Below are 23,759 nucleotides of genomic sequence, written 5' to 3' on the forward strand. Positions count from 1 at the left end.
GCGAGCCGCCGGCCGTGTAGCCGATCACGGTAATAAAAGCGGTGCACCGGTATAACTGGATACGACCGCATCAGTTCAACCAGGGACTGGCGCCGGCTGTCGCCGAAGAAAAACTTAACGTAGTGTCCGGGATGGGTTGACCACTACATTCCCGCAAAAAGACACGCGTCAACTCATAAACAGTGGCAATACTACTCGGATCGACATTGATTTACAGGAGGAGATGATGTGTCGAAAGTTTTGCGGGTATGAGTCGGCACGGGGTCAAAGTCATACCCGCATCCATACCCAAAAAAACACCGGCTTTCAGCGTACTGCTGTGCACGCTAGCGGACGCCGGATAACAAAAAACCCCCAGGCTTCACTATGAGCGGTGGGGGTTTTAGGACGTTGCTGAAACTCAGCGAACGTTTAACTGGCGGAGACGGTGGGATTCGAACCCACGATACAGGTATAAGCCGTATGCATCCTTAGCAGGGATGTGCCTTCGGCCACTCGGCCACGTCTCCTAGTCGATCACTCAACTATGTCTGCTTCACCAAACTACGCTGCAGCAGACGACCGTCATAGTATAGACCAGGACCGTTTCGGTCAAGGCTAGCCAACGGTTTTTTTAGAAATATTTATGCTTTTTCCAGTTCGAACGCTTTGTGCAGCGCGCGCACGGCCAACTCCATGTACTTCTCGTCGATCAGTACCGAGATTTTGATTTCCGACGTCGAGATCATCATGATGTTGATGCCCTCTTCCGACAGCGTACGGAACATCTGCGAGGCCACGCCCACGTGCGAGCGCATGCCTACGCCCACCACGGAGATTTTCGAGACCTTGGCGTCGCCGGTCACGCTGGCGGCGCCCAGTTCTTCGCGGGTGCCGTTGAGGACGTCGATGGCGCGCTGGTAGTCGTTGCGCGACACGGTGAACGTGAAGTCGGTTTTACCTTCGACCGACTGGTTCTGTATGATCATGTCCACTTCGATGTTGGCATCGGCCACTGGTCCGAGGATGTGGTATGCCACGCCTGGACGGTCTGGCACGCCCAGCACGGTGATTTTGGCCTCGTCGCGGTTGAACGCGATACCGGAGATGACTGCTTGTTCCATGTGTTTGTCTTCCTCAAACGAAATCAGGGTGCCAGAGTTGGCTTCTTCTTCGATGTCGAGCATCGGGTCGGTCAGCGACGACAGCACGCGGGTAGGCACGCGATAGTTGCCGGCGAATTCCACCGAACGGGTTTGCAGCACTTTCGAACCCAGCGATGCCAGTTCCAGCATTTCTTCGAACGTGATCGCCTTGAGGCGGCGCGCTTCGGACACCACGCGCGGATCGGTCGTGTACACGCCGTCGACGTCGGTGAAGATCAGGCATTCGTCGGCCTTCATGGCGGCGGCAATCGCCACGGCCGAGGTATCGGAACCACCACGGCCGAGCGTGGCGATATTGCCGAGGTCGTCAACGCCCTGGAAGCCGGTGATGATGACGATCTTGCCGTCGTCGAGGTCGCGGTTGACCTTGGCGTCGTCGATCGACTGGATGCGGGCCTTGGTGTAGGCGGAATCGGTTTTAATCGCGACTTGCCAGCCGGCGTAGGAAACGGCTTGCTTGCCGATCGCCAGCAGCGCCATGGCCAGCAGGCCGACCGAGACTTGCTCGCCGGTGGAGGCGATCATGTCCAGTTCGCGTGGATCGGGCTGGGATTGAATTTCTTTGGCCAAGCCGATCAGGCGGTTGGTCTCGCCCGACATTGCCGAAGGTACCACGACGATGCGGTGACCGGCGTCATGCCACTTGGCGACACGCCGCGCGACGTTCTTGATACGGTCCGTCGAACCCATCGACGTACCGCCATATTTGTGCACGATTAAAGCCATAACAGAGAGTTTTCCGCTCATTAAAGGTAAATGGAACCCTAAACTCTACATGCGGCAGTGCAAAATAACAAGTCACAAAGCTCATATTCTCATACCGTATAGGCATATGCACATACAAAATTCGGCAAATGTGCCGAATTCCTACACAGCCTGCCAACGCAGCCGGATCCGCCCTGCTCCGGCGCCCAAATGCTTGCAATCCATGCCGATGCCGGCCGCGAAAATCAGCTCCTTGCCTGCGTGGACAACCGGCAAACGGCCGCGCTCCCAGGCCGGGATATTGAGTTCCTGGAAGTGGTACTTCAGGGGCCGGGTCGGGCGGTTTTCGGCACGTTTGAGGCGTTCGCCGCCACGGCGGAACTCGATCAGTAGTGGCTGGCTGCGCAGCCAGTTTGCGTCGACGCCGGGCGGCAGCGCGTTTGCGGTATCGAGGCCGGCCGACAACGGATTACCGGCATCGATGCTGGACGGCGCTGAAACGATGACATCGACAGCAGCGCTCGGAGCTGCGGTGACGTCAGCGCCCTCGCCCGGCTCCGCAGCGACCGCCGCCACCACATCGAAGTGCAACACACCGCCGTAAGCGGGAAACGCCATCTGCGCCTCACCATTCCAGCGGAACGGCGTGCCCGGGGTCTGGTCGAACTGGTCTTCGCGCGTGCCTTCCAGGTCGGCCAGCTTCGGTGTCAGGTGCAGGCGGTCGCGGTAGCGGCGCACGTGGCAGTCGGGATGCGTGACCAGCACTTGGGCGTCGTCGCGGGCTTCCAGCAGCTGGGTGACGGTTTCCGCCAGCCAGGCCGCGCTCGGCATGCGCAGGCCACGGGTGCCGAACCAGTGGCGCAACAGGTTGTGGATGCGATCCAGGCTAAGCAGGCGCAGCTGACGCATGTCGAGACAGTCGCCATCGAGACACAGGGCCAGGTCTTGCTGCGCCAGTTCGGTCAACAGGCGCTGGGCGGACTGGGCGTGCGATGCGCTGCGCGCCAGCCGCTCCTGGAAGCCGGGGAAGGCATCGGCCAGGGCCGGCATGATGGTGCGGCGCAGCGCATTGCGGGCGAAGCGCGGGTCGTCGTTCGATTCGTCGTAAATATGGGTGATACCGTGCGCGGCCACGTACTGGTCCAGCTGCTTGCGCGATGCGGTGAGCAGTGGCCGCGCCATCACCAGCTGGTCGTTGGCCAGCAGGCTGGCGGCGGTGTTGGCGGCGTCCATGCCCGACAGGCCCGCAGGGCCGGAGCCACGCAGCAGTTGCAGCAGCACGGTCTCGGCCTGGTCGTCCTGGTGGTGTGCGGTAAGCAGCAGTTCGATGCCTTGCTCGCGGCACAGTGCGCCCAAGGCGGCGTAGCGGGCCTTGCGGGCCGCTTCCTCGGTGCCGGTCTTGTCCTTGCGTACCAATTCGACGCGACGTGACTGGAACGGCACGCCAAGGGCGGCGCAGGCTTGTTCGCAGTGGGCCAGCCAGGCGTCGGCGTTGGGGCTGATGCCATGGTGGATGTGGAAGGCGTGCAGTTCGACGCCTTGCTCGGCGGCGTGGGCGTGGGCCAGGTGCAGCAGGGCCGAGGAGTCGAGGCCGCCGCTGAGGGCGATGGCGACTTTTTCGGTGTTGCCGGCTTGTGCGCGGGCGGCGCTGACCGCCTGGGCGAAGGTGCTGGCGAGCGTGGGGATTTGCTGCTTCATTATGTGATTCCAAATGCGAACCGGGGGCGACGCGTTTGCGTGCCCCCGGTTAGGTTCTATGGGTCCCCGCGTGCGCGGCGGTCGGCCGGTGCGGGACACTGATGCTGACGGTCGCGCTGCTGCACCGGCTGACGGCGCATGCGCTCGGTTCTTATTCCTGCGGCGTGGTTTCCTTGAACTTGCCGTAGCCCAGCAGCTTCTGGTGGCGGGCTTCGATCAGGTCCTTGGTTTTCATGCCGTGGAACTGGCGCAGCGAGTCGGCCAGTGCGCGCTTGAGCATGGTGGCCATGGCTTTCGGATCGCGGTGGGCGCCGCCCAGCGGTTCGTTGATGATCTTGTCGATCAGGCCGATGGCTTTCAGACGGTGCGCGGTCAGGCCCAGCGCTTCGGCGGCATCGGCCGCGCGCTCGGACGTTTTCCACAGGATCGAGGCGCAACCTTCGGGCGAGATCACCGAGTAGGTCGAATATTGCAGCATCAGCACCGAGTCGCCCACGGCAATCGCCAGCGCGCCGCCGGAGCCGCCTTCGCCGATGATGGTGGCGATCAGCGGCACTTTCAGTTCCGCCATCACGTACAGGTTGTGGCCGATGGCTTCGGACTGGCCGCGCTCTTCGGCGTCGATGCCGGGGAACGCGCCCGGGGTATCGACGAACGTGAAGATCGGGATGCCGAATTTTTCAGCCAGCTTCATCAGGCGCATGGCCTTGCGGTAGCCTTCTGGCTTCGGCATGCCGAAGTTGCGCATGGCGCGCTCTTTCGTATCGCGGCCCTTCTGGTGGCCGATCACCATGCAAGCCTGGCCGTTGAAGCGAGCCAGGCCGCCGACGATGGACTGGTCGTCCGCATAGGTGCGGTCGCCGTGCAGTTCGTGGAAGTCGGTAAAGATTTCGTTCACATAGTCCATGGTGTATGGACGCTGCGGGTGGCGCGCGATTTGCGCGACCTGCCAGGGCGTGAGCTTGGCGTAGATGTCTTTGGTCAGCTGCTGGCTCTTCTTGGCCAGACGGTCGATCTCCTCCGAGATGTCGACGGCCGAATCGTCCTGAACGAAGCGCAGCTCTTCGATTTTGCCATCGAGCTCGGCAATCGGTTGCTCAAAATTGAGGAAAGTCGTTTTGGTCATTGTACCTCCGGGATTATTCTTGGCTGCGCCCCTCAAGGGAACCGATCAGGACGGGCAAAAACGGCCTCGCACAGCGATAAAAGGGGACCTCGAAAAACCGTAGCGAGCGGTTCGTTATCGTCGCGAGTAGCGCAAGCGTACGGAGGTACGCTGAGCAACGCAGCGGCGATAGCGGACCGCGCAGTAGGTTTGTCGAGGTTCCCTAGAGTGGTTATTCTACAGTAACCGGGTCCAGACTACGCCATAAGTACCACGTTGCCACGGTGCGCCAGGGTTCCCAGTTGGCCGACACTTCGCGCGCATCGCTGCGCGAAACAGGTTCACCTGAGAAATAGTTCTGGCTGATGCCCTGGATCAAACCTGGGTCATCAAGCGGCAAAACATTGGGACGCAGCAAATTAAATATCAAAAACATCTCCGCTGTCCAGCGCCCGATACCACGAATTTGCACCAGCTCGGCAATCACGGCTTCGTCTTCCATCTGGCCCCAGAGGGCGCTGTGGACCCGTTTGTTCTTGAAGTGGTCGGCCAGGTCGAGAATGTACTCGGTCTTGCGCTTGGACAAGCCACAGGCGGACAGCTGCTCGGCGCCGGCCTTGATCACTTGCGCGGGCGTGCACTTGGGACACGCGAGCAGCAGCTTGCGCCAGGCGGCGTCGGCCACCTTGGGCGTGACCTGCTGGCCCACGATGGAGCGCGCCAGCGTGGTAAACGGGTCGTCGTGCCCCACCAGGTGCAGGTCGCCGAACTGCGGGATCAGCTTTTTCATGATGCGGTCGCGCTTCATCAGCTCGATCTTGGCCTGTTCCCAGTACGGCGGCACGGCCGATAGCGGACCGGTGGCATCGGGCGCGGAGGCCCCGTTATCCTTGGCGGTGACCATTATGCGCGGCGCCAGTTGGTCGTGCCGTCGGGTTTGTCCTCGAGGATGATGCCGGCGGCCAGCAGGTCGGCGCGGATCTGGTCCGATTCGGCGAAGTTGCGCGCCTTCTTGGCTGCTGCCCGCTGCGCGATTTGCGCGGCAATGGCGGCGTCGCCGGTGGTATCGGTTTCACCGACAGCCGCCTGCAGGAATTGCTGGGCGCTGCGGCCCAGCAAGCCAATCACGTCGGCCAGGCCTTTCAATTGACGCACCAGCGCCGGCGACTTGCTCTTGTTGATCTCGCTGGCGAGGTCGAACAGCACGGCAATCGCCACCGGCGTATTGAAATCGTCGTCCATTGCTTGCGCGAAGCGCACGGCGTGGGCTTCGGTCCAGTCGAGGTGGGCGCCATCGCCGTCCACGCCGTCAAGCGCGGTGTACAGGCGCGTCAGGGCCACGCGGGCGTCGTCGAGGTGGGCATCGGAGTAATTGAGCGGGCTGCGGTAGTGGGCGCGCATGATGAAGAAGCGGATCACTTCGGCATCGAATTTTTTCAGCACGTCGCGGATGGTGAAGAAGTTGCCCAGCGATTTGGACATCTTTTCGTTATCGACGCGCACAAAGCCGTTGTGCACCCAGTAATTGACCATGGTGCGGCCGAACGCGCCTTCGGACTGGGCGATCTCGTTTTCGTGGTGCGGGAACTGCAAGTCAGCGCCGCCGCCGTGGATGTCGAAATGTTCGCCGAGCAACGCCGAGCACATGGCCGAGCACTCGATGTGCCAGCCCGGACGGCCCTTGCCCCACTTGGAATCCCATTTTACTTCTTCCGGCTCGGATTCCTTCGACGCTTTCCACAGCACGAAGTCGAGCGGATCGCGCTTGCCGGTGTTGACATCGACGCGCTCGCCGGCGCGCAGGTCGTCGAGCGACTTGCCGGACAGGCGGCCGTAATTGGGGAAGTTGCGCACCGCGTAGTTGACGTCGCCGTCGGTGCCCTGGTAAGCCAGGTCTTTTTGCTCGAGCGTTTCGATCAGCGCCAGCATTTGCGGCACGTATTCGGTGGCGCGCGGCACCAGCGTGGGCGGCAAAATGCCGAGCGCGCCCGTATCTTCGTCCATGTATTGCGTGAAGCGCGTGGTCAGCTGCGAGATGGTTTCGCCGTTTTCCACCGCGCGGCGGATGATTTTGTCGTCGATGTCGGTGATGTTGCGGGCGTACGTAACGTCGTAGCCGGTGGCCAGCAACCAGCGGTACATCACGTCGAACGCCATCATCATGCGCGCGTGGCCAATGTGGCAGTAGTCATAAATGGTCATGCCGCACACATACATGCGGACTTTGCCAGCCTCGATGGGAACGAACGTCTGCTTGTCACGCGCCAGCGTGTTGTAAATCTTTAAATTGCTCATCGGACTCTTGCGTATTCTTGTCGTGATGCCACGTGCTTCGACAATACGAAAGACGGGCGCGGCACCGTAAGGGCGCACCTGGATTCGCTTTGCCTTGGAAGACTGCCGGGCCTCGGTCGTGTTATTGTTTCCACCTGCCAGCAGGTAGAATGGCATGGTTTTGGAGAAGTATAGCATTGATAAAAACCGCATAGTCCACTAAAGGAAGTCCACATGCATCAAACCCAGCCTTCATTGTTCGGCCGTGTCGGCGCCCTGCTCGCCGGCCTGGCCCTGTCCGGCGCTGTCGCCATGACCGCTACCGCTGCAACAGCAGCCCCGGCCGAGCCGGCCACCCACCCGCAGGTGGAACTCAAGACCACCATGGGCAACATCGTGCTGGAGCTGGACCGCGAGAAAGCGCCTAAGTCGGTTGACAACTTCCTCGCCTACGTCAAGTCGGGCTATTACAAGGGCACCATCTTCCACCGCGTGATCGACGGCTTCATGATCCAGGGCGGCGGCTACGATGAAAAACTCAAGAGCAAACCAACGCGCAAGAATGTTCCGAGCGAATCGCAAAACGGCCTGACCAACGATGCCTACACCATCGCCATGGCGCGCATGGACGATCCCAATTCGGCCAACTCGCAGTTTTTCATCAACGTGGCTGATAACCAGGGCCTCAATTTCCCCGGCAGCGACGGCGTCGGCTACACCGTCTTTGGCAAGGTAATCGACGGCCGCGAGACCGTTGACAAGATCAAGGGCGTGCTGGTGGACGACAAGGGCATGTTCCAGAATATCCCTGTCACGCCCATCTTCGTCAAGTCGGCCACCATTTTGAAAACCCCGATCGTGCCCAAAAATGTAGAATAGCGCCCTGCCGCTGCTTCGATACTTATTGATAAATTAATTAAGGAATATCATGACCAAAGTCATCATCACCACCAACAAGGGCAAAATGGTTGCCGAGCTGAACGAACAACTGGCGCCTAAATCGGTGGAAAACTTCCTGGCCTACATGAACGCCGGCCACTACACCAACACCATCTTCCACCGCGTGATCGACGGTTTCATGATCCAAGGCGGCGGTTTCGAACCAGGCATGAAGCAAAAGCCAGCTGATGCCACCGTGGAAAACGAAGCCAAGAACGGCCTGAAAAACGAGCCATACACGTTGGCCATGGCCCGCACCTCGGCGCCGCACTCGGCCTCGGCCCAGTTCTTCATCAACATCAAGAACAACTCGTTCCTCGACTACCCGGGCCAGGACGGCTGGGGCTACGCCGTGTTCGGTAAAGTTGTCGAAGGCACCGAAGTCGTCGACGAAATCCGTAAAGTCAAAACCACCCGCAGCGGCATGTTTGCCGACGTGCCAGCAGAAGACGTGATCATCGAAAGCATCGAACTGGCTGCCTGATTCTTGATGAGCAATACCCTGACCGGCGCGCGCGCGTCCGACGTAAGCGCGCTGTTCATTTCAGACCTGCACTTGCAGGCCGCGCAGCCCGCCATCACGGCAGCGTTCCACGACTTCCTGGAACGCCATGCGCGGCATGCGCCCCAGCTGTACCTGCTCGGCGACCTGTTCGAGTACTGGGCCGGCGACGACGACCTCGACGATCCCTTCAACCGCGACATCATCACCGCGCTGCGCCGCGTCAGCGATGCGGGCACCGCCATCTACTGGATTGCCGGCAACCGTGATTTTCTGGTCGGTGCGGACTTTGCCGCAGCCGCTGGCGTGACCTTGCTGCCGGAAGTGTTCGTGACGAACATCGGCGGCCAGCGCCTGGTGCTGGTGCACGGCGACGCCCAGTGCACCGAAGACGTCAAATACATGGAATTTCGCGCCATGGTGCGGCAACCGGCATGGCAGCAGCAGTTCGTGGCAATGCCGCTGGCGCAGCGCAAGGCCATCATCGCCGGCATGCGCGAAAACAGCCGCAAGGATCAGGGCGCCAAGACCATGGAGATCATGGATGTGACGCCGCAGGCAATTGCCGACCTGTTTGCGCAAACCAATACGAACATCATGATCCACGGCCACACCCACCGCCCTGCCCTGCACTTGGCGGGCGCTACGCGCCGCTACGTGCTGCCCGACTGGGAGCCGGAAGCGACGCCGCCGCGCGGTGGCTGGATTGCCATCGATAGTGCTGGCGTAATCACGCGCCACGATGTACGTGGCGCAGTTATTTCCTGAGTTTTAACGCAACGCCGCCATTGCCGCATTCAGCCGCTTGATCAGCGGCTGGTTCAGATCCCGCGTTTGCGGCGTCCAGCGCTCGATGGTGCGGCGCAGTTCCACTTCCAGCGCGCGCGCCTTGTCGGCATCGCCGGCGCCGGCCGCCCAGATCGCGTATTCCGCCTGGGTGGTAAAACCGCTGTAGCGGCTCAACGCGTGCTCGAACTCGGCGCGCGCCTCGTCCTGGCGCCCCGCCGCTGCCCACGCCTGCGCCAGCAACAGCGACACTTGCTCGGCCCGGAAGCCGTCGTTGGCGGCGCGGATGGTTTGCAGGTGTTTTACCGCATCGTCGGCGCGGCCGGCAGCGAACGTGGCGCGCGCGGCACCAAAGCGGATTTCCAGGTCGCCCGAGAACGGGCCCTGCAGGCAAGCCTCATAAGTTGTCGCCGCCTCCGCAGCATTGCCGCCTTCGAGCAGCGCGCTGGCCAGGCGCATCTGGTTTTGCGCGGTGGGCGTGTAGTCGTAGGCTTCGCGCGCTTCGCGCAGTTCGCGGCCCGGGTCCAGGGTCTTGACGGCCACGTTGGCGACCTTGCGCGCGCCCTGGTTGATGCGCGAGCTGGGCAGGTAGATGGCGATGAAGTAAACCACGCTGCCGATCAGCGGAAACATGAACAGGATCAGCAGCCAGTAAATCGGCTGGCCATTGCGCACCGCGTGCACGGCAAAGAAGATCGCCACCAGGATGTGGATGCCGATGCCAAAAATTTCCATTTGCTGCCTCTACAGTATCGTCAAGGGAGCGATTGTAGAAGCTTCGCCGCGCCATCACAACCCTGGTTAATTAAGGACGGGGCCGCGCATGGCGAAACTGAAGGTCGTGGCGGCGTCATCGGACACCACGGCGATCTCGCCACCATGCGACTTGGCAATCTCGGCGACGATGAACAAACCGAGGCCCAGGCCCTTTTCGCGGCTGCCCGGATTACCACGGAAGAACGGTTTGAATAGCTGGGCGGCCAGCTCCGGGGCAATCGGTTCGCCCTGGTTGGAGACCTTTAAGTCGAGCTGCCCGTCGGCCTGGCGCACGGTGACCAGCACCGGCTGCGCCGGGTCGCCGTGCACCAGCGCGTTTTTAAGTAGATTGGACAGCAGTTGCCCGAGCCGCCCGGCGTCGGCCATCACGCCGCCCTGCATATCGAACTCGGCGACGATGGCGCTGTGCGGATGGGCGCCGCTCAGCTCGGCAATCACCTGCTCGAAACTCGCTTGCAGCGCATGCTGCGGTTCCATCGTCACCGCGATGCCGCCGCCCATGCGGCCCCGGGTAAAGTCCACGACATCGTCCACCAGGCCGGCGATGCGCATGGCGCTGCGGCGGATACGGTCCACCACCTTGCGCGACGCCGGCGTCAGGTTGCCCATGCCGAGCAAATCGGCGCCGCTGACGATGGAGCTGAGCGGCGTGCGCAAATCGTGGCCCAGCACCGCAATGAACTGCTCGCGCAACTCGCCCGACAGCTGCTCGTTCGACAGCGCGTGTTCCGCCTCGGCCAGCTTGCGGTCGTTTTCCAGCTGCACCGAGATAAGCTGGGCGAACAGCTTGAGGGTACTGGTCACCTTGTGCGTGGATAACTCGTTGGGTACCGGGTCGAGCCCGCACAGGGTGCCGAAATAGGCGCCGTCGGGGCGGAACAGCGGTATCGAAAAATAACTCTGAAAGCCGTAGATGCGCGGCGTGTGATGGTGGCGGTAGCGGTCGTCGTCGGCCACGCTGTCAATCACCACCGGCAGCCGGGTATCGCGCACTTCCTCGCAAATGGTGGTGGTAATGTCGAGGCCATCGCCTACCTTGAGACCGATGTCGAGCCGGTCGAGCACCGCACAGGTGGTCCACGAATCGGCCGTCACCCGCGCCACGCAGACGAAGCGCAGCCCGGTCAGGGCCGCCACCGTTTCGAGAATGGTGGGGACGGCCTCGATCGACTGGATCTGCGCAATGTCGGCGGCGATGCCGTGCTGCAACGGTAAGCCGGGCATGTCAGCGGCCACCGGGGGCCGATTCCGCCGGCCGCAGCCGCGCCACCAGCGCGCCGGGACGGGTATCAATGGCCGTCAGCTCGAACTGCACGCCGGCATAGCGCAAGTCTTCCGGCTTGAAGGTGTGCAAGGCCACGTTTTTCACCAGGGTGTCGCTGAGCAGGTTGGCCACGCTGGCCAATTGCGTCTGCTTGCCGGCGTCCATATTATCGAGCGCAAACCGGTCCACATGGGTGTCGGCGATGTACACGGTATTGCGCACAGGATCGACGTTAAGACGGCCCGACACCGCCATCGCGCCGCGCCACGACTGCCGCCCCAGCAGTGGCGTGACGTTCAGATCGAAGGTCAGCGCCACCCGGTTGTTCTCGGCCAGGATGGCCAGTTGCGGACGACTGAGCTCGACGTCGAAAATGCCCAGCACGCGGTGGTGCATGGGAAACTTGCGGTCCAGGTTCTGTTGCAGCTTTTCCTGCCTGACTTCGACGTCGCGCGGGCCGATCAACCCGGCGCAGGCCGACAGCACGCCGGCCAGTACCAGCAACGACAGGGACAGCGAAAAATAGCGTTTCAGCTTGGTCATGGTGGTTCCATCGATGAGATAGCGCCATTATGACCCACCTGCCGCGCGGTGTCGCGGGAACTAGGCCGCGATGTGGAGCGGACGCTGCGGATCGAAGGTATCGGGCGCCACCAGCTCGCCGAACGCCACGTTGCGCGAGGCGATGTCGTGGAAGGCGCCCACCAGGCCGATCTCGCCGCGCCGGATGGCGGACCGCAGGAACTCGCTGCCGTCGATAATTTCCGCTAAGGAATTTTCGACGTTGTGGCGCGCCACGCGGTCGCGCAGTTCCTTGTCGCCCAGATGGCTGTGTTCGCCGCATTGGTGGATCGCCCACTGGATCTTGCCGGTGATGGCGCCGATGCTGTGCGAACCTTCCTGCTGCATGGCCAGGCCGATTGCGCCGCACGACGAGTGGCCTTTCACCACGATCAGCTTGGCGCCAAGCTTGGCGGCGATTTCCAGGCTGCCGATGATTTCGCGGCTGATCACGTTGCCGGCAATGCGGATAGTGAGCAGGTCACCGAGGCCCGCATCGAAAATGATTTCAGGCGACGTGCGCGAGTCGATGCAATTGACCACCACCGCCATCGGATGTTGGCCGCCAGCCGTGGCGCTTGCCTGGTGCACATAATCGTTCTCGAAGCGCCGTCCCTCGCGAAAGCGCTGGTTGCCCTCCTTGAGCACTTGCAGCACGGCCTCGGGCGCCAGCTTTTTCTGGGTGGCGTGGTCGAGCACCGGTACGAACTGGTCGGGCGCATCCTGGCGATACACCTCGCGCAGGCCCACCACGCTCAGCTGCACGTCGCGCTCGGCCGCCACGGTGCGGTAGTCTTCGATCACTTCCATCGCATCGTGGTCGATATAGTCGGTGCCAGATGCGTTGATCACCACCTGCGAGCCGGCAGGGATGTTCCACAGCGCTTCCTTGATGGTGGCCTTGTTCAGGAACGACACCTGGTTCGGCAATTCCATCTTGATCACGTCGCCGATATGCAGCTTGTACTGCTGCAGCGAGTACGGGTTGCGGAAGTTGCTGCGCAGCAGATAGAACAGGCCGGCAACCAGGCCGATCACCACGCCGGTCAGGAGGTCGGTCGCGACAATCGCCACCACGGTGATCACGAACGGCATGAACTGCGTGCCGCCTTTGCCGTACATCTCGCGGAACACGGCGACGTTGGCCAGCTTGTAGCCGGTGGTGATCAGGATCGCGGCCAGGGCCGCCAACGGGATCATGTTCAGCACGGGGCTGAGCAACAGCACGCCGCCCAGCAGGAACACGCCGTGCAGCACGGCCGAGACCTTGGTCCGGTTGCCGGACTGGACATTGACGGTGCTGCGCACGATGACGGACGTCACCGGCAAACCGCCGAGCAGGCCGGCCAGCATATTGCCCACGCCCTGGGCCAGCAGTTCGCGGTTGGCCGGCGTTTCTCGTTTTAGCGGATCGACCTTGTCCACGGCTTCTACGTTGAGCAGGGTTTCCAGCGACGCCACGATGGCAATCGTGATGCCCACCAGCCAGACGTCGAGGTTGGCCAGGTGGCGCAGGTCGGGCAGCAGCAGGAAGGCGCCGGGGTTGCTGGCGTCAAGCGGCGGCAAATCGACCAGGTGGGTCGCGGAAATTGCCAGCGACGGCACAAAGGCAGCGAAAAAGGCGTTCAGTCCGATGGCAAACGCCACCACGAACAGCGGCGCCGGCAGCATCTTGAATCGTCCGAGCGGCGTTTTGCCCCAATACACCAGCATGAGGATCGACAGCGCCGAAATGAGCAGCGCGCCCGGCGTGATGAACTCGACCGCCCGGCCCAGCATCGAGACCAGGTTCTCGCCATTGCCCTGGAAGAAGGAGAAATTGTCGGCGTTCTTCGGATCGTAACCGAACGCGTGCGGAATCTGGGTCAGGATCAGCAAGATGCCGATCGCCGCCAGCAGCCCCTTGATCACGCTCGACGGCACGTAATTGGCGATAAAGCCGGCGCGGCACCAGCCCATCACCACTTGCAGCGCGCCGGCGATCAGGATTGCCACCAGCAGGATCTCGAAGCCGCCGAGCTTGGTCACCGACGCCAGCACCACCGCCGCCAGGCCGGCCGCCGGGCCGCTGACACTGGTTTGGGAGCCGCTGAGAGCGCCCACCACGATGCCGCCGATAATGCCGGAGATAATCCCCGACATCAGCGGCGCGCCGGAAGCGAGCGCAATGCCCAGGCAGAGCGGCAAAGCCACGAGAAAGACCACGAGGGCGGCCGGAATATCATATTTAAGATTCTTCATGATGGGCGTCCATATTAAAAATGTGAATGGCGGCCGGCGCAATAAATCAAGGCGCAGGACGTCCTCCCGGGTAAGATGGGATAAAACAGAAACAAGGAGGAATACAAAGTTTTTATATTGCGCTGCGGTTATTCCGCGCGCAATGTCCTGCTCTGTCATGCCGAAGGATCACCTGGCATTGATGGAGGACTTGTCTGGCGTTGAGCTTGAAAAGAAATATAGCATGGACTTTTGCAGTGCACAAAAGTTTTTCACGTGAATTTGCATTAATATTTTTATTGCCAGCACTTAAAATTTTTCACTCAGATATTCAAATTATCCATTGGAAATTAAAAGATTTTTATTCTCGGCAATGTGAATAATCTTTATGCAAATCCAAATAAAACCATGCTCAGTATTATTACGTAGTTGATTGTACGTAGTGAATCGTGGCGTGGCATGGCGTCATAAACAGAGTCGGGCGCCGCGTTTGCGCGCAGCGCCCTACAATGCTGAATGAACAACACCATCCGCATCGGCTGTGCCGGCTGGAGTATCGGCCGCGACGTGGCCCCCTCCTTTCCCGGCGCCGGCAGCCATCTCGAACGCTATGCGCGCGTGCTGAACGCGGTGGAAATCAATTCGTCTTTCTACAAGCCGCACCAGGCTTCCACGTACGCGCGCTGGGCCGCCAGCGTGCCCGACGGTTTTGGGTTTGCCGTGAAGCTGCCGCGCAGTATCAGCCACGACCAGCGGCTGGTCGAAATCGAGGCGCTGCTGGCCGCGTTTGCCGGGCAAGCCAAATCGCTTGGCGACAAGCTTGGCTGCATCCTGGTGCAACTGCCGCCCAGCCTGCGATTCGATACCAGCGTGGCCGAGGATTTCTTCACCCGCCTGCGCCGGCACTTTGCCTGTGCCCTGGCCTGCGAGGCGCGCCATGGCAGCTGGTTCGGGGACGACGCCACGGCGCTGCTGCGCGCCCACGGCATTACCCGCGTGATCGCCGATCCGCCGGCAGGTGCACCGGGGCCGTTCGTGCCCACGACCGACATGGTGTACGCGCGCCTGCACGGCAGTCCGCGCATGTATTACTCGTCGTACGCCGACGCGTACCTGGACCAGGTGGCAGCCTGGATCACCGGGCGCGATGCCTGGTGCATCTTCGACAATACGGCCTCCGGCGCGGCGCTGCCGAACGCGTTGGACCTGCAACGCCGCGGTGTAGAGCTTCAACGTTAACTTTGCCCTGGCAGTTTGGACAGCAGCTTATCGAGCGTGATCGGATAGTCACGCACGCGGGCGCCGGTGGCGTTGTAGATGGCGTTGGCAATGGCAGCGCCCACGCCGCACAGTCCCAGCTCGCCCACGCCCTTGGCCTTCATCGGCGACGACAACGGATCGGTTTCGTCGAGGAAGATCACCTCCTGGTGCGGAATGTCGGCATGCACCGGCACTTCGTAGCCAGCGAGGTCGTGGTTCACAAAAATGCCGGCGCGCTGGTCCACCGCCAGTTCTTCCATCAGCGCCGCGCCCACGCCCATGGTCATGGCGCCGATCACCTGGCTGCGCGCCGACTTGGGGTTGAGGATGCGGCCTGCCGCGCACACGGCCAGCATGCGGCGGATGCGCGTCTCGCCCGTGTCAACATCCACGCCCACTTCCACGAAGTGCGCGCCGAACGTCGATTGCTGGAATTTTTTGGCCAGGTCGCCGTATTCCATCATGTCTTCGGCCACGAGTTCGCCCGCTTCGGCCGCCTGGCGCAGCGGCAGCGATTTGCCGCCGGCGCTGACCTGGCCGCCGCTGAACTCGGTGGTCTCGGGATCGAGCCCCAACTGGCGGCTCACTGCCTCGCGCAGCTTTACGCACGCGGCGTATACGCCGGCCGTGGAACTGTTGGCGCCCCACTGGCCGCCGGAACCGGCCGACACCGGATAGTCCGAGTCGCCCAGGCGCACGATCACGTCTTTTACGTCCAGGCCCATCATCTCCGCTGCCGTCTGGGCAATGATGGTGTAGCTGCCGGTGCCAATGTCGGTCATGTCGGTGTCCACCGTCACCTTGCCCTGGCGATCAAGTTTGACGCGCGCGCCCGACTTCATCACCATGTTGTTACGGAAGGCCACCGCCACGCCCATGCCGACCAGCCAGCGGCCGTCGCGCACCTGGCCCGGCCTGGCCTTGCGCGCACTCCAGCCGAAGCGCTCGGCGCCAGTGCGCAGGCACTGCACCAGCTGGCGCTGCGAAAAGCGCCGCTCGCGCTTGGCGGGATCGACCTTGATGTCGTTGATGATGCGGAACTGCACCGGGTCGAGCTTGAGCTTTTCCGCCATCTCGTCCATCGCCATTTCCAGCGCCATCAGTCCCGGCGCCTCGCCCGGCGCGCGCATCGCATTCCCTTCGGGCAGATCGAGCAGCGCCAGGCGCACGCCGGTCAGGCGGTTGGCGCCTGCGTACAGCAGGTCGGTCTGCTGCACCGCGTTCTCGGGTTTGCCGCCATCGAGGTTGCCGGACCAGCTTTCATGGCCGATGGGCTCGCCCGGTTCGAGCACCGTATCGAGGTGCGGAGTGTCGCCCGGCAGGCGGTGGAAGTCGGCAATCGGAATTACCCGCGCAGTGCCATCGGCGCGCACCGTTTCCACGGTGGCGTCCAGCACGCGCATGGCCACGGCCATATCGCTTGGATGGGTGGCGATGCAGGCGCTGCTCGAGCCGATCACCGCGTGCTGGCGATTGACGCCGCCGATGGCCGAACAGCCGCTGCCCGGCACGCGCTTGTTGCACGGCTGGTTCGTGTCATAGAAATACGGGCAGCGCGTGCGCTGCAGCAGGTTGCCGGCCGTGGTGGCCTTGTTGCGCAACTGCCCCGACGCGCCGGCCAGCAGTGCACGCGACAGCACGCCGTAATCCTGGCGCACGCGCGGATCGGCCGCCAGGTCGGTATTGCTTACCAGCGCGCCGATGCGCAGGCCGCCGTCCGGCGTGGCTTCGATTTTGTCGAATCCCAGGCCGTTGACGTCGATCAGGTGCGAAGGCGTCTCGATCTCGAGCTTCATCAGGTCCAGCAGATTGGTGCCGCCAGCGATAAAGCGGGCGCCGGGCGTGCGGACAAACGCCTCGGCGGCGGCGGCCGGGGTAGCGGCGCGCTGGTAGGCGAACGCTCTCATGCTGTACCGACGGCTGGGCGCCGGCCAGCGATGGCACGACGGCGGCAGTCGCCGATGCAGCTCCCGCTTTCAGTACGTCGCGCCGGCTGAGTTTGAAATCGGTAAGGTCATTCATGTGGGACTCCCTGAGGTAGTACATCTGACGGCATTATTTGGCTGGCTGCTGGTCCAGCGCCGTACGCGCACGGGCAGCGGCTTCCGGTCCCACGCGTTTGGCCAGCACCTCGGCAAACTGGCGCAGTTGCTGGTGCGTGAGTCCCTGATGGAGACTGATCTGCGTATGCGACAGCAGTTGCGGTTCCACGCCAGTCATGGCGGCCAGCGCAGCAACGGTGGCCAGCTCGCGGCTTTGCCAGTCGAGATTGGTGCGCGCAAAAATATCGCCGAACAGATGGGTTTTCAGGTACTGGTCGATGGCCGGGGCGAATTCGAACACGGGGCCCTTGACCGGGGCGCCGGTCAGCCTGGTCTGGTTGGCGGTGCCCACGGCCAGCAATTCTGCACCCTCCGGTATCGGTCCGGGGCCGGCGCCTTCCGGGTCGTTGATGCCGCGCTGCTTGCGCGCTTCCACGGTTTTCATCAACACTCCGAGCGCATTGAGGGCGCGCGGGAAGCCGGCATAGGCATACATCTGCACCAGGATTTCCTTGCAGTCGCCCACCGACAGGCCGGCATCGAGGCCGCTGTCGAGCGCAGCGCCCAGGCGTGGCAGGTCGCCGGTGGCGGCAAAGGCGGCAATCGGACCGATGGCCTGCTGTTTGGGGGAAAGGCGGGAAGTGACGGTTTCAGTAGTCATGGAAGCTTGCTCCGGTGGGGCTGCGCTGGCGGAAGTGGTGAATGCCATGAGCGCCAACATTACCGGCAACACAGCAGCGCAAAAATTAACGGGACTGATATTGTTCATCGGTGACCTTTTCTTGCCATTGGACGCTCTTGCCAGCCTGGCTGCCGGTGACGGCAATATGGGTGAGCGCGGTGGTGGGACCAGCGCCATGCCAGTGCTTGACGCCCGGCGGGCACCACACCACGTCACCGGCCCGCAGTTCCTGCACCGGCTTGCCCCATTCCTGGGTCAGGCCGGCGCCAGCCGTGACCACCAGGTACTGGCCGGCCGGATGCGTATGCCAGGCCGACCGCGCACCGGGCTCGAAGGTGACGTAAGCGGTAGAGGTGTTGATCGACTCGTTGGTGGCGGTGAGCGGATCCACCCGCACCCGGCCCGTGAAATTCTCGGCCGGGCCGGCCACCGAGGCCACCGTGCCGGACTTGATGATGCGCTGGGCCGGTGCGGTAGCAGCCGGTTGCTGCGGTTGAGCCTGGGCCAGGCCGGCCAGCAGCGTCACCGCCAGCGGCAGAATGCGCCAGATACGTATAACCATGTGTGAGTTCCTTGATCGAATAGTGTCAACGTGCAGAAAACCCAATGTAGCTGCTCCGCTATCGAGCGCATAGAGGCAAAAAGCGCATGGGCTTATTAGCGTGGCTCATCAATCCGACAATTCAGGGTAATGGACGTTGGCCAAAGCCGATTAGCCTCACGGCATGCCAGGAGTTGCTGGTATCCTTGCAGATCACGAAATTCCCCCCTCGCCACTGTGATACAGCTAGATCCTACGACCATCGTTCTGACTTCGACTCTCATGGCGGCGGCGATGACCATCGTGTTGTTTTCCGCCTACCGCAGCTTCCCTGCCGACGTGCGAGGGTTGGGCCATCAGTCGCTTGGCATGTTATCGCTGACGGCGAGCGGCTTGCTATTCTGCGCAGGGCCACTGATGCCGGAGGCGGTGTTGCTGTTCGTGGCCAATAGCACGATGCTGGGCGCCGCCGGGCTAATGCTGATCGGCACCCAGATCTTCTACGGCCGCAAGCCAAGCTGGTGGTGGCTGGCGCTGGCGTGGGTAGCCGGCATGGTCTGTCTGATCGGCTGGTATGTGATCACCCAGGACTACGCGTTGCGGGTGGCAGTGTTTTCATCGTTGACGCTGTCGTTCTACGTGGCGCAACTGGTGCTGCTGGTGCGCCATGGCGAACGCCACTTCTCCAGCTGGTTCTTCGGCGCGCTGTTGCTGGTGCAGTCGCTGGTGCTGCTGGTGCGGTTGCTCGCGGCGCTCAGCGGCGCGGTCGGCACCAGCAACGCCAGCAACGGCGCGGTACAGGGCATTTTCCTGTTGACCGCCAACTTCATGACGCTGATGTTGGCGGTCGGCTTCATGACCGTCGCCACGCGGCGCCTGCAGGTTGTGATGGAGCATCGCTCCAACTCGGACCCGCTGACCGGGGTGCTGAACCGGCGCGGTTTCGCCGACGCCTACCGCCGCGAGGTAGCGCGGATGAAACGCCATGGCCAGCCGATCACCCTGCTCAGCATCGACCTCGACTACTTCAAGGCCATCAACGACCAGCACGGCCACGCAGTCGGCGACCAAGTGCTGGTGCATGCGGCACGCACTACCGTCTCGGCCCTGCGCGAGATCGACCTCGTTGCGCGCTTCGGCGGCGAGGAATTCATCGTGCTGCTATCGGGCACCACGGCCGAGCAGGCCAAAGCGATGGCGCAACGCATCCATGGGTTGCTGTTCGCAGCGCGCGGCGGCAACGTGCCGGACTACACGGTCAGCATCGGCATCGCCAGCCAGCAGTCGCCAGACGAGAGCCTGGAAGCGCTGATGGCGCGCGCTGACGCCGCCCTCTACCGCGCCAAGGCCGCCGGCCGCGACCGCAGCGAGACGGTGTAAGCGCGCAGGCCGGCGCTAGCCGGCCGAGACCATCCCCCTGTGCAAAATGATTGTCTTTTTGATTTTTGGTGTTATAGTTCACTACAACACCATATCAAAAGGACTCCATGTATGTCAGCGACAGACTGGAATGACAACGCGCCGATTTATCGGCAGTTGAAGGACAAGGTGGTCGGCATGATGCTCGACGGCTTGCTCAAGGCAGGCGATGCCCTGCCGTCGGTGCGCCAGGTGGCGGCCGATTATCAACTCAACCCAATCACGGTGTCGCGCGCCTACCAGGAACTGGTGGACGAGGCGCTGGTGGAAAAACGCAGGGGGCTAGGCATGTATGTAACCGAAGGTGCACACGACAAACTGCTGGCGAGCGAACGCGAGCGCTTCATGCGCGAAGAATGGCCGGCCATGCTCGAACGCATCCGCCGCCTCGGCCTCGACACTGCTGCCCTGCTCGGCGCCGCCGCGCCGGCACCATCGGGAGCGCAGCCATGAACGCCGCACTGAATCCGGATGCCGTGATCACCGCCACCGGCATCAGCAAGTGCTACGGCAAACATACCGCGCTCGACAACGTCAGCTTTACCATTGGCGCCGGCCGCATCGTCGGCCTGGTCGGACCGAATGGCTCGGGCAAGACCACCACGCTCAAGGCCATCCTGGGCCTGACGCCGTTCGAGGGCGGCTTGTCGGTACTGGGCCGCGACCCGCGCACCGAGCGCGAACTGCTGATGAACGACGTGTGCTTCATCGCCGACGTCGCCATCCTGCCGAAGTGGCTCAAGGTCAAAGACGCGATCGACTTCGTGGCCGGCGTGCACCCGCGCTTCGACCGCGCCCGCGCCGAGCAGTACATTGCCAACACCAAGCTCACGCCGAACATGAAGGTCAATGCCATGTCCAAGGGCATGGTGGTGCAGCTGCACCTGGCGCTGGTGATGGCGATCGACGCCAAATTGCTGGTGCTCGACGAACCCACGCTGGGTCTGGACATCCTGTACCGCAAGCAGTTCTACCAGAACCTGCTGGAAGACTATTTCGACGAACAGAAGACCATCGTCATCACCACCCACCAGATCGAGGAAGTCGAGCACATCCTGTCGGACTTGATGTTCATCGAGAACGGCCGTATCGTGCTGGCCGCCAGCATGGATGAAGTGGGCGAACGCTATGCCGAGGTGATGGTCGAGCCGCAGTTCGTGGCCGTGGCCAGCGCCCTGGGCCCGATCTCGCAGCGCACGGTGTTTGGCAAATCGGTGATGCTGTTCGACCGCGCCGACCGTACCCAACTGGCCACCTTCGGCGAAGTGCGCACGCCCAGCGTGGCCGACCTGTTTGTCGCCACCATGAAAGGACAACCACAATGAAGACCATGAAATGGCTGATCAAGCGCGAATTGTGGGAGCACAAGGGCATGCTGGTGTGGACGCCGCTGGTGATTGCGGGACTGATCGCGGCGCTGGCGCTGCTGGCGGTATTCATCGGCAAGGACATCCAGTTGTCCGGCGACGCCATCACCGCGCAAAGCTTCACGGTCAGCATCCAGGGCCAGGCGCGCGCTACCCTGGTGAGCACGCTGGCCCAAGGCTATATCGTCTCTGCCGTGCCGGTGTACCTGGTGCTCGGCTTCCTGGTGTTTTTCTACTGCCTCGGTGCGCTCAACGACGAGCGCCGCGACCGCAGCATCCTGTTCTGGAAATCGTTGCCGGTATCGGACCAGACCACGGTGCTGTCCAAGGTTGTCACGGCGCTGGTGGTCGCGCCGCTGATCGTGGTCGGTATCGCAGTTGCGCTGTCGCTGGTACTGCTGCTGGCGGTGGCGGCCAAGCTGTCGCTGCACGGCACGGTGCTGTTCGGCGACCTGCTGGCCTCGCCCGAGCTGTACCTGACGCCGCTGCGCGTGCTCGGTCTGCTGCCCGTCTACATGCTGTGGGCGCTGCCCACGGTGGGCTGGCTGCTGATGATCTCGAGCATGGTGCGCTCGAAAGTGTTCGTGTGGGCCGTGGGCCTGCCGGTAGGCGTGGGGCTGCTGCTGGTGTGGATGCAGAAGGTGCTGGGCTTCGATCTCAACGTCGGCTGGTTCATCAGCAACGTTACCAACCGCCTGTTGCTGGGCGTGGTGCCGGGATCGTGGATGTGGTTCGACCGCAGCCGGCTGGCGCTGTCGGAAGAACACGGCCTGCCCACGCCGACCGACGCCTTCCTGTATTCGTGGTCCACGCTGGCTAACGTGGGGTTGTGGGTCGGCGTGGTCGCGGGTGTGGCGATGATTGCGGTGGCAATACGCGTGCGCCGCCGCCGCGAAGAGGGCTAAGCGCCTGATCCAGCCTCCAGCGCGGCGTTGCAACTCCTAGCCGTACGTTCGTACTGTCTTCGTCGCTGCGCCTTGCTCTGAAGGCTAGATCAGGCGCTTGCAGCGTTTCTGATTATTCAAACTGCTGGCGGAAGGCGGCGAACTGCGCCGTCAAGTCCTCGACCTGGCGGCGCAGCTGCTGCACTTCCTGCTCCAGCGCGCCGATTTTTGTCCCCTGCCCCGCACCGCCGACCGAGCCGCCCAGGCTGGTGGCGGTTTCCTCGCGTGCCAGCGCTTCTTCACCGGCCAGCAGGTGGCCGTAGCGCGGCTCCTTGGTGCCGGGCGCCAGCGGCAGTTTCGACACCAGCGGCGGATATTTATCGATCAAAAACTGCAGCGCATGCTCCACCTCGGCCACCGACTTGAAGTCGTGCAGGCGGCCGCTGCGGGTGCGGATTTCGCCGGCCGTCTGCAGGCCGCGCAGCATCAGCATGGTCAGCACGGCCAGCTTGTCCTGCTCCAGCGTGAACTTGATGCGCAGGCGGTGCTCGTACTTGGTCACGCGCGCGCCGGCCTGGGTGATGCCGTTGACGTACTTGGCCTGCATCAGCCGCTGCAACACCTCGGCCACCGTGTCTTCCGAAATCGACATCACCGGGTCGCGGCTCGACAGCTGGTTGCAGCCATTGACCAGCGCGTTCAGTGACAGCGGATAGTTGTCGGGCGTGAGCGCTTCCTTCTCGGCCAGCACGGCCAGCACGCGCAACTCGAACGGATCCAGAATGTCAGTGCCTTCGGGCGTTGTTTCCATGTGCAGCGTTCCTTCTTGTGGTTAATCGCGTTATTCGACGAGCTTGTTCAATTGATCGGAATTTAATTTATCACATTCAGGCACGCCCTGGCACTCGAGCCCGGCAGCGCGCATGGTGGCCATCAGCCGCTCGATGCGCGCTTCCTGTTTGACGGCGTTTTCGATCAGGCCGCGCAAGGCTTTCGACAGCGGATCGTCGCCGTTTGGCGTGACGCCGTACGCGGCAAACGGATTGGCGGCAGCACCGAGCAAATCCTTCTGGACGACGTGGGCCGGATTGCCGACGGCAGTGGCGCCCGCAGGTACCGGTTTGAGCAGCACCGCGTTCGAGCCCACCTTGGCATAGTCGCCCACGGTAAAACCGCCGAGCACCTGGGCGCCGGCGCCGATGATCACGCCCCGTCCCAACGTCGGATGTCGCTTGGCGCCCGTGTGCAGCGACGTGCCGCCGAGGGTGACGCCCTGGTAGATGGTGCAGTCGTCGCCGATCTCGGCAGTCTCGCCGATCACCACGCCGAAGCCGTGGTCGATGAACACGCGGCGGCCGATGGTGGCGCCGGGATGGATTTCGATGCCGGTGACGATGCGCGCGCCATACGAGATGAAGCGACCCAGCCACTTGGCGCCGTGCCACCAGCACCAAGACGCCCAGCGGTGCATGACGATTGCCTGCAAACCGGGATAACAGGTGAGCACTTCCCAGGCGTTGCGGGCAGCGGGGTCGCGTTCGATGATGCTGTTGATGTCTTGGCGCAGATGGTGGAACATGGGTGTTCG

The 23,759-nt window shown here is 62.6% G+C and carries 22 protein-coding genes, 1 tRNA gene and 1 pseudogene; 8 read left to right on the top strand and 16 right to left on the bottom strand.

From position 1 onward, the window contains the following. Positions 1-416 precede the first annotated feature (416 nt). The 6 genes from ASF04_RS04210 to cysS form a co-directional block, all read right to left on the bottom strand. Positions 417-509 (bottom strand) — tRNA-Ser (locus ASF04_RS04210). 114 nt (positions 510-623) lie between these two features. Continuing rightward, the gene (locus tag ASF04_RS04215; RefSeq protein ID WP_019922212.1) at positions 624-1,871 is read right to left on the bottom strand and encodes an aspartate kinase; all 1,248 of its coding nucleotides are present in this window, start codon (positions 1,869-1,871) and stop codon (positions 624-626) included. A 141-nt stretch (positions 1,872-2,012) separates the two neighbouring features. Beyond that, entirely contained in the window at positions 2,013-3,548 is a 1,536-nt protein-coding gene (tilS, locus tag ASF04_RS04220; RefSeq protein WP_056138454.1) for a tRNA lysidine(34) synthetase TilS, read from the bottom strand. 151 nt (positions 3,549-3,699) lie between these two features. Then, a complete protein-coding gene (locus ASF04_RS04225) occupies positions 3,700-4,674 on the bottom strand; it encodes an acetyl-CoA carboxylase carboxyltransferase subunit alpha (protein WP_019922210.1) in 975 nt (324 codons plus the stop codon). A gap of 211 nt (positions 4,675-4,885) precedes the next feature. Beyond that, on the bottom strand, positions 4,886-5,557 hold the full coding sequence (locus tag ASF04_RS04230; protein WP_056138456.1) for a DNA-3-methyladenine glycosylase: 672 nt from the start codon (positions 5,555-5,557) through the stop codon (positions 4,886-4,888). Then, a complete protein-coding gene (gene cysS, locus ASF04_RS04235) occupies positions 5,557-6,948 on the bottom strand; it encodes a cysteine--tRNA ligase (RefSeq protein ID WP_056138458.1) in 1,392 nt (463 codons plus the stop codon). The genes ASF04_RS04230 and cysS overlap by 1 nt, the downstream gene beginning before the upstream one ends. 213 nt (positions 6,949-7,161) lie before the next feature. On the opposite strand from cysS, the gene ASF04_RS04240 reads away from it, so the two are divergent. From ASF04_RS04240 to ASF04_RS04250, 3 genes are read left to right on the top strand one after another with little or no spacing between them, the layout of a single operon-like run. After that, complete coding sequence (locus ASF04_RS04240; protein WP_056138460.1) at positions 7,162-7,806, top strand: peptidylprolyl isomerase; 645 nt, start codon at positions 7,162-7,164, stop codon at positions 7,804-7,806. A gap of 49 nt (positions 7,807-7,855) precedes the next feature. Beyond that, a complete protein-coding gene (locus ASF04_RS04245) occupies positions 7,856-8,350 on the top strand; it encodes a peptidylprolyl isomerase (protein ID WP_019922206.1) in 495 nt (164 codons plus the stop codon). A gap of 6 nt (positions 8,351-8,356) precedes the next feature. Then, positions 8,357-9,136 carry a UDP-2,3-diacylglucosamine diphosphatase gene (locus ASF04_RS04250; protein WP_056138461.1) on the top strand — a complete coding sequence of 260 codons (780 nt, stop codon included), beginning with the start codon at positions 8,357-8,359 and terminating at the stop codon, positions 9,134-9,136. 3 nt (positions 9,137-9,139) lie between these two features. Here ASF04_RS04250 and ASF04_RS04255 read toward each other — a convergent pair whose 3' ends face one another. The 4 genes from ASF04_RS04255 to ASF04_RS04270 all read right to left on the bottom strand — a co-directional run bounded on the left by ASF04_RS04255 (position 9,140) and on the right by ASF04_RS04270 (position 13,997). Then, complete coding sequence (locus tag ASF04_RS04255; protein WP_056138463.1) at positions 9,140-9,889, bottom strand: tetratricopeptide repeat protein; 750 nt, start codon at positions 9,887-9,889, stop codon at positions 9,140-9,142. A gap of 66 nt (positions 9,890-9,955) precedes the next feature. After that, positions 9,956-11,155 carry an ATP-binding protein gene (locus ASF04_RS04260; RefSeq protein ID WP_056138467.1) on the bottom strand — a complete coding sequence of 400 codons (1,200 nt, stop codon included), beginning with the start codon at positions 11,153-11,155 and terminating at the stop codon, positions 9,956-9,958. Between the two features lies 1 nt (position 11,156). Further along, positions 11,157-11,738: a DUF1439 domain-containing protein gene (locus ASF04_RS04265; RefSeq protein ID WP_056138469.1), complete on the bottom strand. Its 582-nt coding sequence runs from the start codon at positions 11,736-11,738 to the stop codon at positions 11,157-11,159. A gap of 60 nt (positions 11,739-11,798) precedes the next feature. Then, positions 11,799-13,997, bottom strand: coding sequence for a bifunctional SulP family inorganic anion transporter/carbonic anhydrase (locus ASF04_RS04270; RefSeq protein ID WP_056138470.1), 2,199 nt, complete (start codon positions 13,995-13,997; stop codon positions 11,799-11,801). A 495-nt stretch (positions 13,998-14,492) separates the two neighbouring features. Between ASF04_RS04270 and ASF04_RS04275 the strand changes: the two genes are divergently transcribed. Continuing rightward, positions 14,493-15,215 carry a DUF72 domain-containing protein gene (locus ASF04_RS04275; RefSeq protein ID WP_056138472.1) on the top strand — a complete coding sequence of 241 codons (723 nt, stop codon included), beginning with the start codon at positions 14,493-14,495 and terminating at the stop codon, positions 15,213-15,215. Here ASF04_RS04275 and ASF04_RS04280 read toward each other — a convergent pair. The 4 genes and pseudogenes from ASF04_RS04280 to ASF04_RS04290 form a co-directional block, all read right to left on the bottom strand. Then, positions 15,212-17,143, bottom strand: coding sequence for a molybdopterin cofactor-binding domain-containing protein (locus ASF04_RS04280; RefSeq protein ID WP_082488546.1), 1,932 nt, complete (start codon positions 17,141-17,143; stop codon positions 15,212-15,214). The genes ASF04_RS04275 and ASF04_RS04280 overlap by 4 nt on opposite strands. A 22-nt stretch (positions 17,144-17,165) precedes the next feature. Beyond that, positions 17,166-17,282: pseudogene (locus ASF04_RS27310) on the bottom strand (twin-arginine translocation signal domain-containing protein); the annotation flags it as partial. Positions 17,283-17,291: 9 nt separating this feature from the next. Then, positions 17,292-17,939: a carboxymuconolactone decarboxylase family protein gene (locus ASF04_RS04285; protein ID WP_056138474.1), complete on the bottom strand. Its 648-nt coding sequence runs from the start codon at positions 17,937-17,939 to the stop codon at positions 17,292-17,294. Between the two features lie 85 nt (positions 17,940-18,024). Beyond that, positions 18,025-18,522, bottom strand: a complete 498-nt coding sequence (locus ASF04_RS04290; RefSeq protein ID WP_056138476.1) for a cupin domain-containing protein — start codon at positions 18,520-18,522, stop codon at positions 18,025-18,027. Positions 18,523-18,795: 273 nt separating this feature from the next. Here ASF04_RS04290 and ASF04_RS04295 point away from each other — a divergent pair, with 273 nt between their 5' ends. From ASF04_RS04295 to ASF04_RS04310, 4 genes are all read left to right on the top strand, one after another. Beyond that, positions 18,796-19,881 (top strand): GGDEF domain-containing protein, encoded by a 1,086-nt coding sequence (locus tag ASF04_RS04295; protein WP_082488548.1) that lies wholly within the window; start codon positions 18,796-18,798, stop codon positions 19,879-19,881. A gap of 111 nt (positions 19,882-19,992) precedes the next feature. After that, positions 19,993-20,373, top strand: coding sequence for a GntR family transcriptional regulator (locus tag ASF04_RS04300; protein WP_056138481.1), 381 nt, complete (start codon positions 19,993-19,995; stop codon positions 20,371-20,373). Beyond that, complete coding sequence (locus ASF04_RS04305) at positions 20,370-21,245, top strand: ABC transporter ATP-binding protein (protein WP_056138483.1); 876 nt, start codon at positions 20,370-20,372, stop codon at positions 21,243-21,245. Before ASF04_RS04300 ends, ASF04_RS04305 begins: the two co-directional genes overlap by 4 nt. Next, positions 21,242-22,192 carry a hypothetical protein gene (locus ASF04_RS04310; protein WP_056138485.1) on the top strand — a complete coding sequence of 317 codons (951 nt, stop codon included), beginning with the start codon at positions 21,242-21,244 and terminating at the stop codon, positions 22,190-22,192. Before ASF04_RS04305 ends, ASF04_RS04310 begins: the two co-directional genes overlap by 4 nt. A 112-nt stretch (positions 22,193-22,304) precedes the next feature. Here the strand turns inward: ASF04_RS04310 and ASF04_RS04315 are convergent, their stop codons facing one another. Then, on the bottom strand, positions 22,305-22,982 hold the full coding sequence (locus ASF04_RS04315; protein WP_056138486.1) for a YceH family protein: 678 nt from the start codon (positions 22,980-22,982) through the stop codon (positions 22,305-22,307). A gap of 30 nt (positions 22,983-23,012) precedes the next feature. Next, complete coding sequence (gene cysE, locus ASF04_RS04320; protein WP_056138488.1) at positions 23,013-23,750, bottom strand: serine O-acetyltransferase; 738 nt, start codon at positions 23,748-23,750, stop codon at positions 23,013-23,015. Positions 23,751-23,759 lie beyond the last annotated feature (9 nt).

Source organism: Duganella sp. Leaf61 (assembly GCF_001421905.1).
GTDB lineage: Bacteria > Pseudomonadota > Gammaproteobacteria > Burkholderiales > Burkholderiaceae_D > Rugamonas > Rugamonas zoogloeoides.